Source organism: uncultured Caulobacter sp., assembly GCF_947036865.1.
Lineage (GTDB): Bacteria > Pseudomonadota > Alphaproteobacteria > Caulobacterales > Caulobacteraceae > Caulobacter.
The window spans coordinates 1-15,794 of record NZ_CAMQSF010000062.1; the positions used below are offsets into that span (position 1 = coordinate 1).

The following is a 15,794-nucleotide window of genomic DNA, read 5'->3' on the forward strand; positions in this document are numbered from 1 at the left end:
GTAGGGCGTCTGCGAGGCCGACGGCGGCGAGGCCGGGGCGGCGGCGGCGCGCTCATGCGGCGGGGCCGGGCGGCGGAACTTCAGGCTGCGGCCCTGGAATTCCGCGCCCGGCTCCATGGCCAGCTGCTCGTGGGTGATGTCGCCGTCGACGCGGGCGGTGCCATAGAGGCGAACGGTCTGGGCCGTGACCGAGCCGATCACCAGGCCGTGGATCTCCATGGCCTGGGCGACCACCGAGCCCTCGACGCGAGCGTTCGGACCCAGGATCAGCTTGCCGACCTTGACGTCGCCCATGACGACACAGTCCAGGTGGACCTCGACATCGCCGACCACGTCGCCGCGGATCGTCAGGCCCTGGGCGAACATCGAGGCCGGCTTGGGTCGCGCGGGCGCCGGCGCCGGGGCGGGCGCATGGACCTGCGGCGCGGCGGCGCGCGGCTGTTCGGCCGTATTGAGGGCCAGCGGCGCGGGAGCTTCTTTCTTCTTGGCGAACATCGGCGGCGACCTTGTCTCAAAATGGCTTCGGGAAGCCTTTTGGAGCAAGATCGGGGCCGAGCGCCGCTACTCGGCGTCGCGCACGTGGGTCGTGGGCCGGTCGTCGCCCGAGGCGACCTCCTGATGCCAGACGGCGTTCTTGTCCTCGTACGAGATGCCTTCCGTCTCGCCCGGAACCCGCTGCTCGCCGGCCGCGCGCCGGGCCGCCTCCAGAGCGGCTTCGTGCGTGGGGAAGGTCTCGGAGAAGGTGTCGCCGACCTTATAGGCCCAGCCGCCGTCGTGCTCGACGAGGGTGTAGGTGACGTCGGTCATGGGAGGTCTCCGTGAAGCTGAGCTGATCGAACGATCCGCGAGCTTGGGCGGTTCCGGTGACGGGATCTTGTCGGTACGGGACGTGCGAGAAAGAGAACGTAGACGGAACGGTCGGCGCGATATACAATCAAAGGTATACTGTTTCGAGCCCGGCCAACAGCCGCCGCGCCCTGGCTGGGGGGGGCGGAGGAGTCGACGATGTCGAGATCCGCGACGACCATTGAGGTCCCGCCCGAGGCGTGGCCGACCAACCCCAGGCCGGGCGACATCCTGCTGGAGGAGTTTCTGAAGCCCATCGGCATGAGCCAGACGGCGCTGGCCAAGGCGATCTGCGTGCCGCCGCGGCGGATCAACGAGATCGTGCTCGGCAAGCGCGCGGTGACGGCCGACACCGATCTTCGTCTGGCCCGCTACTGGGGTCTCTCCGAAGGATTCTGGCTGCACCTCCAAATGGACTACGACCTGATGGAGCAACGCCGGAAGATGGGCGCGGAGTTGGAGAAGATCACGCCGCGGGCGGCTTAGTCATCCCGTTCAAGGCTCGTCTTATGCTTCGCAGCCACGGGTCATCGGGACCGCCGACCTCGACATAACTTGGCCCTCGCACGCGCATGGGCCGTCCGTCAAAGCCGACCCTGATTTGCACGGCCAGAAGTTGGCCCCGAGCATCACGGAAAACGACGTAACGGTGTCCAAGACCCGTCCACAATGGTTGGATGCAGGCGCCGAAGCCAGGCCATTCCGATAAGTCTTGGGAATTAAGTCGGGCTCGCAGTTCAACAATGCTTCCTGCCGGCGAAGGAGCCGCCTTCGGATAATCCGGAGGGACAATGCCATTGAGGCTGAAAACTCGGGAGCCCTCGCCCTTCAAGCGTTCGACAACCCGATAGTGAATCCGAGCGCCGTCGGGCATTTCCTCAGTCTTGAGGCGCTGGGAAACTTGCGCGGAAGAAAGCACTTCGCCGCCAGCGGCATAGTTCGCGCGCGCCTGGCGATTAGCGCTTGAAGTCGTCGCGACCGCATAGTCACCCGTCACCCGCTCGGCGACGACGATGTCGATGGTCGCCGCGGCCTTGGCCATCGTTTTGGCGGCTCGGGTGACGTCCACCTCAGCCTTTTGCGGCCACCCCGGGAGCGGCGTGCAAGCGATGGCCGGTTGGGCAACGGCGAAGGAAAGCGCGGCAAAGCATGTCGCCGCGCTACGCATACCCCCTAAGCCACCTTCACCCGCGCCGCGCTTTCCGGCAGGTCCGTGCCGAACGCGCGCTGGAAGAACTCGGCCACCGTCGGGCGCTCGAGCTCGTCGCACTTGTTCAGGAAGGTCAGGCGGAAGGCCAGGGCGATGTCGTGGTCGAAGATCTCGGCGTTCTGGGCCCAGGTGATCACCGTGCGCGGGCTCATGACCGTCGAGATGTCGCCGTTCATGAAGGCGTTGCGGGTCATGTCGGCGACGCGGACCATGGCGGCCAGGGTGCGCTTGCCCTCGGCCGTGTCGTAGGACGGGTTCTTGGCCAGCACGATCGCCGCCTCGACGTCGTGCGCCAGATAGTTCAGCGTCGTGACGATCGACCAGCGGTCCATCTGGCCTTGGTTGATCTGCTGGGTGCCGTGATAGAGACCGGTGGTGTCGCCCAGACCGATGGTGTTGGTGGTCGCGAACAGCCGGAAATAGGGATTTGCGCGGATCACGCGGTTCTGGTCGAGCAGGGTCAGCTTGCCGCCCGCTTCCAGCACGCGCTGGATGACGAACATCACGTCCGGCCGGCCGGCGTCGTATTCGTCGAACACCAGCGCGATCGGCCGTTGCAGCGCCCACGGCAGAATGCCTTCGCGGAACTCGGTGACCTGCTTGCCTTCCTTCAGGACGATGGCGTCCTTGCCGACGAGGTCGATCCGCGAGACGTGGCTGTCGAGGTTCACGCGGACCAGCGGCCAGTTCAGGCGCGCGGCCACCTGCTCGATGTGGGTCGACTTGCCGGTGCCGTGATAGCCTTGGACCATCACCCGGCGGTCCTTGGCGAAGCCGGCGCAGATGGCCTTAGTCGTCTGGGGATCGAAGCGGTAGGCGCTGTCGATCTCGGGCACGTGGGGGTCGCGATGATTGAAGGCCGGGACCTTCATGTCGCTGTCCACGCCGAACGCGTCGCGAAGCGTCACCCACTTGTCGGGGACCAGGGTGATCAGCGGATCTTGGGCGGAGCTGGTTTCGGCGAAATCGGGCATGGCTACCCGATATAGCCTTGACGCGGGGGGAGGGAAGAGGGCGCCGCCACGCGACGCCCTTTCCGGGTCGGAAATTTAGCGGTCGGCCAGGATCACCGAGGCGATCAGGCCGGTGGCGACGGCCGCCAGCACGTACTGGTCGCCCACGCGGTGCCAACGATAGCCGCGCGGCGGGGCGCGCAGGCCATAGCGGCGGTAGTCGCTGACAGAGTAGCCGCCGCCGCGATAGCGGGCGTCGAGGCGCTGACCGCGGACCCAGCGGCGATACTCGCGCCGGTCTCGACGATCCTCGGCCCGCGCCTGGTCGCGGCGGCCCTGTTCATAGGCGCGGTCGCGGGCCTCGTAGCGGCCGTGGTCGTAGCGGCCGTGGTCGTCGTGGTCGCGCCGCCAGTCCTGGGCCGAGGCCGCGCCGGCGCCGGCCAGGGTCAGAACGGCCAGCGAGGCGGCGATAAAACGTTTCATGTCGGGTCTCCTTTAAGGGAATGTCTGGAGCCTGGCGGGCTCGACATGGACGCGGATGGAACGGTTCGCCTCGGCTTAAGTTCATGTTTCCACGAGGAAATATTGTGGCCTGTCCTGGGCGGAGGACCTATGCGCCTGATCGGTGTCGACTTTCGAGGCTTGTGGACCGCCGCCCGGCGCGAGCTGGGCGCGACCGGCGCCCTGCTGATCCTGGGCGTCGGCGTCTGGGGCTTTCTGTCCATCGCCGGCGAGGTGGCCGAGGGCGACACCAGCGCCCTGGACCTCTCGGTGCTGCGCGCGCTGCGGGTCGACGGGCGGCCGCATGAACTGATCGGGCCGCACTGGCTGCACGTGGCGGCGACCGACGTCACCGCGCTGGGCTCGCTGACGGTGCTGAGCCTGCTGATCCTCCTGGCCTTCGCGCTGCTGTCGGCGCTGCGGCGCTGGGCCGAGGCCGTGACCCTGGTCGTCGGGGCCGGCGGCGGGCTGCTGATCAGCCAGGGCCTGAAGCGGGTGTTCGAGCGCGAGCGGCCGGACCTGGCCTATCGCGCGGTCGAGGCGGTCAACGCCAGCTTCCCCTCGGGCCACGCGATGCTGTCGGCGGTGGTGTTCCTGACTCTGGGCGTGCTGGCGGCGCGCTTCGCCGAGCGGCGGCGGGTCAAGGTTCTGGCGGTCGCGTCCGCGGTGCTGCTCAGCCTGCTGGTGGGGGCCAGCCGGGTCTATCTGGGCGTCCACTGGGCCAGCGACGTGCTGGCCGGCTGGTGCGTGGGCGCCGCCTGGGCCATGGCCTGCTGGCTGGCGGCGTTCGTCGTCAAGCGGCGCTTTCGCTCGCCTTCGGCTTCGGACGCCACCTGAGCTCCAGCGTCGTCCACACCGCGCCGGCGAAGTCGCCCAGGCCCACGGCCAGCCACGCCTTGGGCAGCCAGTCCAGCAGCACGAAGGCCCCCAGCACCACCAGCGACATCACCCGCAGCACCACCGAGGCCCGCATATAGGTGCGCTGACCCGTCCAGCCGGCGACGTGATAGCCCATGGCGTAGGCCAGCAGCAGGAGGCCCGCGAACCGCACCCAGGGCAGGGCGGCCGGCGCCAGGGGCGACTTCAGCAGATGCAGCGCCGCCTGCGGCGCGACCGCCAGGCACAGACCCGCCGTCGACAGCAGGGCGCCCCAGAACCAGATGCTCCAGGGCTTGCCGAACGGCACCGGCGTCACGGGCGTCGGCGGCTCGCTGGGCGCGCGCCACTCGCTGTCGGTCATGCGAATCTTCGTCCCTGGCCCGGAAAGGGCGAGGATGGATCAGGCGCGGCTGGCGGCGCAAGGGCGGCCCCCTACACCATCCCCGACTTCTGCAGCTGCTTATAGGCCTTGATCACCCGTTGCAGCTTGTGTTCGGCGCTGCGGTCGCCGCCGTTGGCGTCGGGGTGGCAGCGTTTCAGCAGCTCCTTGTAGCGCGCCTTGATCGCCGCGCCGTCGGCGCCGGCCTCCAGGTCGAGGTCGGCCAGGGCCTGGCGTTCCATCTTGCCCAGCCGCCGCTCGTGCGCGGCGCGCTCGGCCTCGGCCCGGCGCTGCTGGGCGCGGAAGATGCCGAACGGGTCGGAGAAGGCGCGGGCGTCGCGAGCGGCCTGGGCGGCGGCCTCGCGCGAGCGGGCGTCGGCCTTGAAGCTCCAGGTCGGGCGACCGCCGGTGGCGCGCTCCAGCTCCTGCTCGGCCCGGATCTGGGCCTCGCTCATGCCGGCGTAGAAGTTCCAGTTCTTGTTGTACTCGGCCGCGTGCTGCTGGCAGAACCAGTAGTGCTGACCCGGCAGGTCGCGCGACTTGGGCGCCTTGGCGCTGCCCGGCAGCCGGCAGTCGGGGTGGTCGCAGCGCTTTTCGCCCGGCTTCAGGCCCAGGACGTCATGGACCGGATCGTCCTCGCCCTGCTTGGGCGGCCGGACCCGGATGTCGGTGAATTTGGGGCGGTATTCGAACGGCCGGTTCATGGCGTCTAGAGTAAGCCCGCGCTATTTCCGTTCAAGGATTGACAAGCAAGAGACGCATCATGGGCGCCGTCGCCGACACCATCCGCCGCAAGCTCCAGGAAGCCTTCTCGCCCACCCGGCTGGAGCTGGCGGACGACAGCGATCGCCACCACGGCCACGCCGGTCACAGCGGTTCGGGGGAGAGTCACTTCAATCTCCGCATAGAAGCCGAGGCCTTCGCGGGCAAGGCCCGGGTGGCGCGTCAGCGCATGGTGATGACGGTGCTGGCCGAGGAGCTCGCCGGTCCCGTCCACGCCTTGTCCATTACTGCCAACGCGCCGGGCGAGACGTAAGATCCCGCTTACGTTTTTGCTTGCCTCGCGGCCCCGCGACTGTTTGCCTCGCGACCCGGCGCGATCCCGCCGGAAGGCAGGGAACCGCATGAGCGCGCCCAATACCGAGTCTCTCGAACACCAGGCCGCCGGCCATCTGCCCGCGCTGCTGGCGCGGTCCTACGCCCGCTATTCGCGCTTCACGGTGGCCGCGGCGGTGATCGACGACGAGGGCCGCGTCCACTACGGCGTCAATGTCGAGAACGCGGCCTATCCGGTGGGAACCTGCGCCGAGCAGACGGCGATCGGGGCGATGATCACGGCCGGCGGCGCGCGGCGGATCGACAAGGTGCTGATCGCGGCGGGCTCGAACACGGTGGTGCAGCCCTGCGGCGCCTGCCGCCAGCGCATCGCCGAGTTCGCGGGCCAGACGTGCGAGATCGTTTCGGTTCAGGACGGCGCGCCGACCGAGCGCGTCGCGTTCTGGAGCCTGCTGCCGCGCGCGTTCGGACCGCGCGACCTGGACTGAGCGGGGCGCCGCGGACGCGGCGAAAAAATCGACATCCCGAGGAGGGCAGGCTCAAAGCGTGACGTCCTGCAATCATGACGCTTTGACGAAATAGGGGCGGCTTCGTGGCGCGTGCGCGAAAAAATTGCACCCGTGCCCGACCTCTCGGTACGAATATGGCATTAATGCGACACCTGACGCAGAAATAACGCTATTCGGACACATTTCGCTCCACCTGCGCTCAAGCTTGTGTAACGCCTTTTTCAGTTTCCTCGCCCCCGAGCGAGGAGAGGGGCTCCACCGGGGATGTTTAAAATGAAAGTTGCTTTGCTTGCCGGCGCGGCCGCCAGCGCCGTTCTGGGCGGCTACGCCCATGCTCAAGACACGACGCCCTCGACGGCGACGGTTTCGGAAATCGTCGTCACCGGCTCGCGGATCAAGCGCCCGCAATTCGACGGCACTATTCCTGGCGTGCAGGTCACCAAGGAAGAGATCATCCAGCGCGGCTTCAACAACGCCTATGACGTCGTGCTGAGCCAGCCGCAGGTCGGCTCGGGCGCCAGCCCCTACGGCAGCAACGGCGGCCAGACCTCCAGCCTCGGCACCGCCTTCGCCGACCTTCTGGGCTTCGGCCCGCAACGCACCCTGACGCTGGTCAACGGCCGCCGCATGGTGTCGGGCAACGCCGCCACCCTGTTCGTCGCCGGTAACTACGCCGGCTCGCAGGTCGATATCGGCGCCATCCCGGCCCAGATGATCGACCATGTCGACACCCTGACCGTCGGCGGCGCGGCCGCCTACGGTTCGGACGCCATCGCCGGCGTCATCAACTACATCATCAAGGACAAGTACGTCGGCGCCGAAGCCCGCGTGGCCTTCCGCACCACCGACAAGGGCGACGCCAACCGCTACAGCTTCAACGCCATCTACGGCTCGAACTTCATGAACGACCGGGGCAACCTGGCCGTGTCGTTCGAGTACACCAAGACCGACGCGCTGTACGCCGACAAGCGTCCGTGGATCATCGACACCGCCACCTCGGTGACCAACGCGTTCAACGGCTCGGTGCGCAACCCGAACTTCGCCCCGACCGCCGCCATCGACGTCGCCAACCTGAACAACGGCGCGTTCCTGCGGACCTCGGACGACGGCATTCCGTCGACCAACTACGCCTACAACGCGCGCACCGGCATGCAATGGCCGTCGGGCATCGCCTTCACCTCGACGGCGACCGGCGCCTGCTCGATCGCCGGCTACGGCACCTGCCTGGGCGGCGGCGGTTCGGCGGCCGTGTTCTCGGGCGCCAGCCAGCTGGTCCCGGGCATCCCCACGGGCAACGGCCTCTACAGCACGACCGCGCCGTCGGGCACCTTCCCGAACTTCGCGCCGGCTTCGCTGCCGACGGGCGTGACCCCCGCGGCCGTGTTCGCCAAGTACGGCGTCACCCCGCCGGCCGGCCTGACCACCGCCCAGCAGACCACGCTCGCGGTCAACGTGCTGCAGAGCAAGCTGCCGACGCTGCGTGAGTACCTGGCCAAGAACCCGAACACCGACATCAACCTGATCGTCGGCTCGCTGTACGCGAACATGCCGCGCGTCGCGAACACGGACCCGGCCACCAGCGCCTTGTTCCCGTTCGTCGCGCGTCCGGTGCGCTTCAACGAAAGCGGTCAGGCCGAGAACTGGTCGTTCGCCAATATCGGCCCGAACGACCAGGGCACCCTGGCCGCCGCGCCGGGCACCAAGGGCTTCGACAGCAGCCGCTACAACCTGATCCAGAACGCCCAGAAGCGTCGGGTCGGCACGGCCTTCGCCTCGTTCGAGGTCAACGACCACCTGTCGCTGTACAGCCAGAACATCTTCTCCTCGATCATCACGCTGCTGCCGCGTCAGTCGGCGCCGGTGAACGCGGTCACGACCACGTCGGTCGAGAGCTCGGGTCTGGTCGTCAGCATCGACAACCCCTTCCTCAGCGACGCCTCGCGGACGCTGCTGCGGAACTCGGGCGCCGTGAACTCGGTGGGCAACTTCATGATGGCCCGCACGAACCAGGACATCCTGGGCGACAGCCCGATGAAGGGTAAGACCGACACCAGCAACCTGGTGCAGGGCGCCAAGGGCGACTTCGACCTGTTCGGCCGCAACTGGAGCTGGGACGCCTCGTACACCTGGGGTCGTTCGAGCGGCCGCGTCGACTTCCTGGGCCTCCGCGACGTCGAGTACAACCTGGCCATCGACGCGACGCGCGACGCCACCGGCAATATCGTCTGCCGCGCCAAGACCAACCCGGCCGCCTATCTGGGCAAGTCGCCGTCGGGCGTGACCGTCAACCTGACCGACCAGATCCAGTCGAACGGCCAGATCGCCAAGGTGCCGTTCACCCCGGTCGTCACCCAGTCGATGATCGACAACTGCCAGCCGCTGAACCCGTTCGGCTATGGCCAGATGTCGGCCGCCGCCAAGGCCTATGTCACCGCTCAGCAGTACTTCGCCTTCAAGAACACCCAGACCTTCCTGCAAGGCTCGGTGACCGGCGACATCGTCAACCTGCCGGGCGGTCCGGTCGGCATCGCCCTGTCGGGCGAGCGCCGCACGACCGACAACGACTACCGCGTGGACGACATCTCGTCGGCCGGTCGCACCCGTTCGGCGGCCATCGCGCGCACGCAGTACCAGACGACGGCCGAGGAATACGGCGTCGAACTGAACATCCCGCTGCTGGGCCGCGACTTCAGCCTGCCGTTCGCGCAGCGCCTGGATCTGAACCCGGCGGTCCGTTGGTCGAAGCAGACGGGTAGCGCCCCGACCTTCGTCAACGCCCTCGGCAAGACGATCAGCCCGTCCTACAACGGCGACCTGGCCCGCATCTGGTCGGTGGCCGGCACCTTCCAGGTCATCAAGGACATCACCTTCCGCGGCAACGTGACCCGCTCGATCCGCCAGCCGGACGGCGTGGAACTGTTCCTCGGCGGTCAGCCGGCGTTCACCACACCGAGCGATCCGTGCACGACCGCCAACATCGGTTCGGGCGTCAACCCGGCCCAGCGTAAGGCCAACTGTATCGCGGACGTGAAGAAGGCGGGCTACGCGACGACCGACGCCGAAGCCCTGAACTTCCTGAACTCCTATGCTCCGCCGTCGCAGTCGCTGCTGGGCGCCCGCTTCGGCAACATGGGTCTGAAGCCGGAATACGCCAAGAGCTGGACCGCCGGTGTGGTTCTGGAGCCGCGCTTCATCAAGAACTTCAAGATGTCGGCCGACTATGTCGACATCCGCCTGAAGCAACAGCTGAGCCGCGTTTCGCTCGATCAGCTGTCGGCCTACTGCTACGACTCGGCCGCCTATCCGAACAACTCGGCCCAGTTCGGCACCAACACCTGCGACTCCTTCGCGCGTTACACCAACGGCACCGAACCGGCGTCGACCCTGAAGTTCGCTCTGAAGGACGGCTGGAGCTCGACCTATCTGAACCTGGCCGAGACCGACCTGCGCGCCGTCAACATCGTGGCTTCGTACCGCGTGAAGGTGGCCGAGATGTTCGGCCGCGACAGCGACTGGGGCCGGATCTCGGTCAGCAGCAACCTGTATCGGATCCTGGAATCGACCTTCAGCAGCACCGGCCTGCCGGCGGACAACGAGTACTATCTGGGCTCGATCGGCACGCCGCGTTGGCAGACCGCCACCACGGTCGCCTACAGCCTGAAGAAGTTCACGACCAGCCTGAACATCAACACGGTCAGCAACACGATCCGCTTCAACGGCGCCACGCCCGCGACGATCGAGGTCAACCCCTTCCTGCAACAGAAGGGCTATGCGACCTACAACCTGTTCTTCGGCTACGACGTGACGGACAAGATCGAAGCCCGCGTCAACGTGAACAACGTGACCAACAAGCGCTTCGTCGATCCGCGCGACGGCACGATCTACAGCTCGGCCGGCCGCACCTGGCAGTTCTCGGTCAACGCCAAGTTCTAAGCTCGCGAACCCCGATCGCGGTCGAAAGGCCGCGGTCGGATCGCGCGATCTTCAAGCTCCTCGCCTCGGCGGGGAGCTTTTTTCTTGGCTGTGTTTACGTTGAGCGTGGAGGCTGGTCCGGATGGCGCTGAAGAGGCCATCGGCACTCAAGGCTAGAACAGCCTATTTTCCTTCGTGGAGCAGGGGGCTAGGCGGTCGGACGCGCGCGCCGCGTCGCCTCGGCGCGAGGCGCCGAGGGCCATGGGCCGGGTATCGGGCGAGCGCGCCGAGGCGCGCGCGGGTCAGGCCGTCTGAGCGACCAGGCCTTCCAGGACCCGCTTCAGGTCCGCCTCGCGGAACGGCTTCTGCAGCACGGCCGCGCCGCGGTGGTCTTCGGACAGTCCCGCCTCGCCATAGCCGCTGGCGAAGGCGAACGGCACGCCCCGCGCCTTCAGGGCGTCGGCGACCGGAAAGATCGGGCGGCCGCCCAGATTGACGTCCAGCAGGGCCGCGTCGATCTCGGCCGAGCCGGCCAGGCGCAGCGCTTCGTCGATTTCCGCCGCCGGGCCGACGATCGCGCAGCCCAGATCGGTCAGCATGTCCTCGACCAGCATCGAGACCAGGGCCTCGTCCTCGACGACCAGGACCTTCAGGGAGGACAGTGTCTTCATATGTCAGGGCTCCAGCGCGCGAAGAGGCAGCGCCATTTCACAGACGAGGCCAAGCTCATCATAAGTCAGCTCGACCCCGCCGGATAGCTCGGCCGCGAGGCCGCGCTCCAGAAGGCGGGCGCCGAAGCCTCGGCGAGAGGGCGGGGCGACCGGCGGGCCGCCGGTTTCCTTCCAGATCAGCCGCAGGAGGCCGCCTTCGGCCCGCCACCGCACGGCGATATGGCCGGTCGGCGTCGACAGCGCGCCGTACTTGGCCGCGTTGGTGGCCAGCTCGTGAATGCCCATGCCCAGCGCCACGGCGGCCTTCGGCGTCAGGCGGATGTCGGCCATGTAGTCGAAGCCGATCCGATCCTCGCCGGCCAGGGCGTGCAGCTCGACGTCGAAGACCTCGCGCAGGCTGGCGCCGGCCCAGCTTTCCCGCGTCAGCAGGTCGTGGGTCTGGGACAGGGCGATCAGCCGGGTCTCGAAGGCCTCGCGGAAGAATTCGGGCGAGCTGATCGAGCGCAGGGTCTGGGCGGCGATCGACTGCACCGTGGCCAGGCTGTTCTTCACGCGGTGGTTCAGCTCGTTGACCAGCAGCTTCTGGCGCTCCTCGGCGCGCTTGCGCTCGGTGATGTCCAGCGAGACGCCGGCCAGGCGGCGCACGCCGCCGTCGTCGGCCTTCTGGGCCGCGCGCCCTCGGGCGTGCAGCCAGCGCAGGTCGCCGGTCGGATGGATCACCCGGTACTCGACGTCGTAGTCGGCGCCCTCGCGGATCGCCGCCTCGATGGCGGTGAGGACGCCCGGCCGATCCTCCGGATGGATGGTCGCGATCAGGTCCGCGAAGCTGAAGGGCTCGTCGGGGCCTCGGCCGTAATTGGCCTTGCACAGGTCCGAGGCCTCATAGGCCTTGGTGGCGACGTCCAGGTCCCAGGAGCCCATCCGTCCGGCGTCGAGCGCGAACTTGAGCCGCTCCTCGGCGCGGCGGCGCTCGTCCAGTTCGGCGATGGCGCCGGCGGTCAGACGGATCGACTCGATGGTCGCGGCGACCTGGCCGCCCAGGCCGACCAGCAGGATCTCGTCGCGCGCGGTGAAGCGGCCGGGCAGGGGATGGCCGAAGAAGAGGCCGCCCAGCACCTCGCCCTGCCGCGTGGCGACGGGCAGGGCCAGATAGCTGCGTACCGGCAGATGGCCCTCGGGCATGCCGCGCCGGGGGGCGTTCAGGCCATAGCGCGGGTCCTGGGTGATGTCGTCGGACCGCACGACGCCGGTGTTCTCGAAGGTCGGGGCGAACAGCGGGGTCTTGCGGACCTTGGGAAAGTTGGCGAAGGCCTCGGGCGCGGCGCCCGACAGGCGATACAGCGCGTAGGATTCCCCGTCCGGTTCCAGCTGGTTGTAGAAGAAGGCGCCGAAGGCCGCGCCGCTGATCTCGCGCGCGCCGTCGATCACCACCTGCACGCAGCTTTCGATGTCGGTGCTGGAGGCGACCGCCTCGGTGACGCGGGCGAGGGTCTCGGACTTGCGGACTTCGTCGGCGAAAGCCGCTTCGAGCCGGGCCAGGCGCGCGCTCGCGTCGGCCTGTCCATCGCCGCGCAACTCCCTCTCCGCCAGGCTGGCCAATACACGCCCTCCGCCGGGCCGCCCCTGGCCCGCAGAGGCGCAGAACGCGCCGCTCGACGGCCGGTTCCGCGCGCCGGGAAGAAAGATGGCCTCAGCGCTCGGCGTCGTCGTCCAGCGGCGGGCTGATGCGCAGGGCGGTGACCTGATTCCTCTGCCGCCGGAGCACTTGGAAGCGGTGGCGGTGGAAGATGAAGGTCTGGCCCGGTTCGGGGATCATCTGGGCCTCGTGGATGACCAGACCGGCGATCGTCACCGCCTCGCCCTCGGGCAGCCGCCAGTCCATCGCCCGGTTCAGGTCGCGCACCGTCACCGGCCCGTCGACATGGACCGAGCCGTCCTGTTGGCGACGCACGCCCTCGACGCTGGCGTCGTGCTCGTCCTCGATCTCGCCGACGATCTCCTCGAGGATGTCTTCCAGGGTCACCAGGCCCTGCATCGCGCCGTACTCGTCGACCACCAGGGCGAAGTGACTTTTGCGCTTCAGGAACGCGTTCAGCTGGTCCTTCAGATTGGTGGTGTCGGGGATGAACCACGGCTCGCGGACGATGGCGGCGATGTCCAGGCCCTCGACCCCGTCCTTGGCCTCGGCCAGCGCCTTCAGAAGGTCGCGGGCGTGCAGCACCCCGACGATGTTGTCGGGCTCGTCGCGATAGACCGGGATGCGGGTGTGCTGGGCCTCCAGCACCGCTTCGACGAAGGCGCGCGCGGGCAGGCCGGCGTCCAGCAGGACCATCGACTTGCGGTGGACCATGATCTCCGAGACGTCCATGTCCGACAGATCCAGCACCCCGCCCAGCATCCGCCGGTCGCCGCTTTCCACCAGGCCCTCGGAGTGGTGGTAGTCGACGGCGCCGCGGATCTCCTCGTGGGCGGCCAGCACGTCGACGGCCATGTCCAACTTGACCCCGAAGATCCGCAGCGCCCGGCGCACGATCCACTGGATGACATAGATGATCGGGCCGAACGCCCGGACGATGAACAGGGTCGGCGCCGACAAAGCGCGGGCCACGTCGTCGGAGCGGACGATGGCCAGGGTCTTGGGCAGCACCTCGGCGAAGACCAGCACCAGCACGGTCATGGCGGCGGTGGCCACCGCCACGCCCCACGGGCCGGGGATCAGGGCCGTCAGCACCTGGGTCGCCAGGGCCGAGGCCAGGATGTTGATCAGGTTGTTGCCCAGCAGCACGGCCCCGATCATCGTCTCCTGATCGGACAGCAGCTTGTTGACCCGCCGCGCCGGCCGATCGCCCTCGCGCTCCAGCTGGTGCATCCGCGGCCGGCTGGCCCCCGTCATCGAGGTCTCGGCGGCCGAGAACAGCGCCGACAGGGTCAGGAGCGCGATGACGACGGGCGCGAGGCCGAGCAGGGCGGTGAGCATGGGGGGTGTTCTAAGCGATAGCGACGGCGCGGGGGAGGTCTATCGCCGAACCTTCGCCGCCTCGGCCAGATAGAGCTCCAGGTTCGTCCAGCCCGAGCCGTCCTTGGCCAGGGCCGCGCCGTCGGCGGCCTTCCTCGGATCCAGCCCGTGGGCGGTCTCCCAGGCGTCGGGCATGCCGTCGCCGTCGGTGTCCTTGGCGGCCGGTCCCGGCGGCAGGTCGGGCCAGCCGCCGACCTCGGCCTGGCTGTCGATCACCTTGCCGGTCCGGGTCCGCACGCCCTCGACGATCCGTCGGTCGACCGGGTCGCGCCAGACCGAGGCGCCGGCGTCGGCCAGCACGCGGTCATAGGCGCTCGCCGCCGGCTCCGGCGTCACGGGCGCCACGTCCGCGGGCGCGGCCAGGCGATAGCCGGCCGGCTCGGGAATGGTGAAGGTCACCAGGCTCCAGGGATCGGCGGGAATAACCCCGTCCATGCTGTTGCCGGCGAAGTAGGCTTTCGCCAGCGTGTCGCTTTCCTTGAAGGCGAACCGCTTCTGCGAGTTCGGGCCCGGGACATAGGCGTTGTCGACGAAGTTGTAGGCCGACAGCGTCGCGGCGTCGGCGTTGTAGCCCGCCCGGTCATGGCCCCAGTTGTAGAAGACGTTCGAGCGGAAATCGAAGAACGCGCCGACCGGGTCCTTGTCCGGCCCCTCGTAATTGCCGGGGCGCGGCGCGCGGGCCATGTGGTTGGCCCACAGATTGTGGTGGAAGCTGATCCTCGACCCGTTCCCGCCCCGGATCAGGCTGCCATAGCCGTGGTCGCCCTTGACGTGGATGGAGTGCGCCAGACTCTCGCCGATGATCGACCATTGGACGGTCAGGTCATAGAAGCCTTGTCCCGGCTTGTCGTACCGGGCGCTGGCCGACAGGGTCTCGTCGACCGACCAACTGGCCGAGACGTGGTCGAGGATGATCCGCCGGCCGCCGTTGATCCAGATCGCGTCGCCCTCGACCTTGCTCTCCGAGCCCAGGCGCGAGCGGATGAAGCGGATCACCACGTCGTCGGCCGACACGACCAGGGTCTGGTCGCGCAGGGTGATCCCGCCGCCGGGCGCGGTCTGGCCGGCGATGGTGATCCGGCCCTCGCGGATCTTCAGCTCGCTCTTGAGCTGGATCGTGCCGGCGACGTCGAAGACCACGGTGCGCGGGCCCTTGGCCTCGATCGCCGCGCGCAGGCTGCCGGGGCCGTCGTCGTTCAGGTTGGTGACGTGGAGCACGCGCCCGCCGCGCCCGCCCAGCGCGAACCGCCCCGCGCCCTCGGCGCCGGGGAAGGCCAGCACGTCGGCGGCGCGGGCCGCGCCGGCGGTCAGGGTGAGGGCCAGCGCGGCGGCGCTGAACAGACGGTGGCGCATGATCTCTCCCCGAGACGCCACGGTCGCTTTAGCCGCGCGTCTCGGGGAGGATGCTAGGCCGGACGACCCTTGTCCACCGGTGTCAAGAAGCTTTCAGGACGATGTTGATAATGCGGTTCGGGCCAGTGCCGCCCTGGATCTCGGTGAGCTCCAGGCGCTCGATGGCGCCGGGCTTAAGCGCCATCGGATCGAAGCCCGCCGGCGGAGGCGCGCCATTCAGCTGCACCAGCGTCTGGGCCGGGTCGATCTTGCCGCTGAGCCGGACTCCGCCCGAATAGACCGTCGTGCGCGCCGCGGCGCCTTCGGTCGCCGGGCGAACCGCCCATTGCTCGTTCTCGGCCCGGATGTCGATGTGTTCGCGTCGGCCGTCGCTGAAGACGGCGTGGCTGCGCGACCCGCTCTCGGCCTTGCCGGCGAAGGCGATCGAGCCGCCGGCGGTCAGGGCGACGGCGCCCAGCGCGAAGCCGGCGATCAGGGCCTTGCGCGCGGCGCGGTCGGGCGGGCGGGGC

At 68.6% G+C, this 15,794-nt stretch carries 16 protein-coding genes and 1 pseudogene; 5 read left to right on the plus strand and 12 right to left on the minus strand.

Annotation, left to right across the window (positions count from 1 at the left end; translation table 11 throughout):
* The coding region (locus Q0V34_RS19220; RefSeq protein ID WP_297515489.1) for a polymer-forming cytoskeletal protein at positions 1-495 on the minus strand (495 nt) is incomplete at its 3' end.
* A gap of 66 nt (positions 496-561) precedes the next feature.
* Positions 562-807: a DUF2188 domain-containing protein gene (locus tag Q0V34_RS19225; protein ID WP_297515492.1), complete on the minus strand. Its 246-nt coding sequence runs from the start codon at positions 805-807 to the stop codon at positions 562-564.
* Between the two features lie 198 nt (positions 808-1,005).
* On the opposite strand from Q0V34_RS19225, the gene Q0V34_RS19230 reads away from it, so the two are divergent.
* Complete coding sequence (locus Q0V34_RS19230; RefSeq protein ID WP_297515495.1) at positions 1,006-1,332, plus strand: HigA family addiction module antitoxin; 327 nt, start codon at positions 1,006-1,008, stop codon at positions 1,330-1,332.
* On the opposite strand, the gene Q0V34_RS19235 is transcribed toward Q0V34_RS19230, so the two are convergent.
* From Q0V34_RS19235 to Q0V34_RS19245, 3 genes are all read right to left on the minus strand, one after another.
* A complete protein-coding gene (locus Q0V34_RS19235) occupies positions 1,313-1,888 on the minus strand; it encodes a hypothetical protein (protein WP_297515498.1) in 576 nt (191 codons plus the stop codon). The two genes, Q0V34_RS19230 and Q0V34_RS19235, sit on opposite strands and share 20 nt — an antisense overlap.
* A gap of 131 nt (positions 1,889-2,019) precedes the next feature.
* Positions 2,020-3,030, minus strand: a complete 1,011-nt coding sequence (gene cobS / locus Q0V34_RS19240; RefSeq protein WP_297515500.1) for a cobaltochelatase subunit CobS — start codon at positions 3,028-3,030, stop codon at positions 2,020-2,022.
* A 75-nt stretch (positions 3,031-3,105) separates the two neighbouring features.
* Complete coding sequence (locus tag Q0V34_RS19245) at positions 3,106-3,492, minus strand: RcnB family protein (RefSeq protein WP_297515502.1); 387 nt, start codon at positions 3,490-3,492, stop codon at positions 3,106-3,108.
* Between the two features lie 129 nt (positions 3,493-3,621).
* On the opposite strand from Q0V34_RS19245, the gene Q0V34_RS19250 reads away from it, so the two are divergent.
* Positions 3,622-4,347: a phosphatase PAP2 family protein gene (locus Q0V34_RS19250; protein WP_297515505.1), complete on the plus strand. Its 726-nt coding sequence runs from the start codon at positions 3,622-3,624 to the stop codon at positions 4,345-4,347.
* On the opposite strand, the gene Q0V34_RS19255 is transcribed toward Q0V34_RS19250, so the two are convergent.
* Positions 4,304-4,756, minus strand: a complete 453-nt coding sequence (locus tag Q0V34_RS19255; protein ID WP_297515527.1) for a hypothetical protein — start codon at positions 4,754-4,756, stop codon at positions 4,304-4,306. The two genes, Q0V34_RS19250 and Q0V34_RS19255, sit on opposite strands and share 44 nt — an antisense overlap.
* Before the next feature lie 65 nt (positions 4,757-4,821).
* A complete protein-coding gene (locus Q0V34_RS19260) occupies positions 4,822-5,472 on the minus strand; it encodes a J domain-containing protein (protein ID WP_297515508.1) in 651 nt (216 codons plus the stop codon).
* Positions 5,473-5,528: 56 nt separating this feature from the next.
* On the opposite strand from Q0V34_RS19260, the gene Q0V34_RS19265 reads away from it, so the two are divergent.
* From Q0V34_RS19265 to Q0V34_RS19275, 3 genes are all read left to right on the plus strand, one after another.
* Positions 5,529-5,804 carry a BolA family transcriptional regulator gene (locus Q0V34_RS19265; protein ID WP_297515530.1) on the plus strand — a complete coding sequence of 92 codons (276 nt, stop codon included), beginning with the start codon at positions 5,529-5,531 and terminating at the stop codon, positions 5,802-5,804.
* 88 nt (positions 5,805-5,892) lie between these two features.
* The gene (gene cdd, locus Q0V34_RS19270) at positions 5,893-6,312 is read left to right on the plus strand and encodes a cytidine deaminase (RefSeq protein ID WP_297515510.1); all 420 of its coding nucleotides are present in this window, start codon (positions 5,893-5,895) and stop codon (positions 6,310-6,312) included.
* A 294-nt stretch (positions 6,313-6,606) separates the two neighbouring features.
* The gene (locus tag Q0V34_RS19275) at positions 6,607-10,266 is read left to right on the plus strand and encodes a TonB-dependent receptor (RefSeq protein ID WP_297515512.1); all 3,660 of its coding nucleotides are present in this window, start codon (positions 6,607-6,609) and stop codon (positions 10,264-10,266) included.
* A gap of 281 nt (positions 10,267-10,547) precedes the next feature.
* Here the strand turns inward: Q0V34_RS19275 and Q0V34_RS19280 are convergent, their stop codons facing one another.
* The 5 genes and pseudogenes from Q0V34_RS19280 to Q0V34_RS19300 form a co-directional block, all read right to left on the minus strand.
* On the minus strand, positions 10,548-10,916 hold the full coding sequence (locus Q0V34_RS19280) for a response regulator (protein ID WP_297515515.1): 369 nt from the start codon (positions 10,914-10,916) through the stop codon (positions 10,548-10,550).
* 3 nt (positions 10,917-10,919) lie between these two features.
* On the minus strand, positions 10,920-12,491 hold the full coding sequence (locus tag Q0V34_RS19285) for an HWE histidine kinase domain-containing protein (RefSeq protein ID WP_297515518.1): 1,572 nt from the start codon (positions 12,489-12,491) through the stop codon (positions 10,920-10,922).
* A 115-nt stretch (positions 12,492-12,606) separates the two neighbouring features.
* Entirely contained in the window at positions 12,607-13,893 is a 1,287-nt protein-coding gene (locus Q0V34_RS19290; RefSeq protein ID WP_297515521.1) for an HlyC/CorC family transporter, read from the minus strand.
* Positions 13,894-13,932: 39 nt separating this feature from the next.
* Positions 13,933-15,285 carry a pectate lyase gene (locus Q0V34_RS19295; RefSeq protein ID WP_297515524.1) on the minus strand — a complete coding sequence of 451 codons (1,353 nt, stop codon included), beginning with the start codon at positions 15,283-15,285 and terminating at the stop codon, positions 13,933-13,935.
* Positions 15,286-15,367: 82 nt separating this feature from the next.
* Positions 15,368-15,794, minus strand: a pseudogene (locus Q0V34_RS19300) (hypothetical protein); the annotation flags it as partial.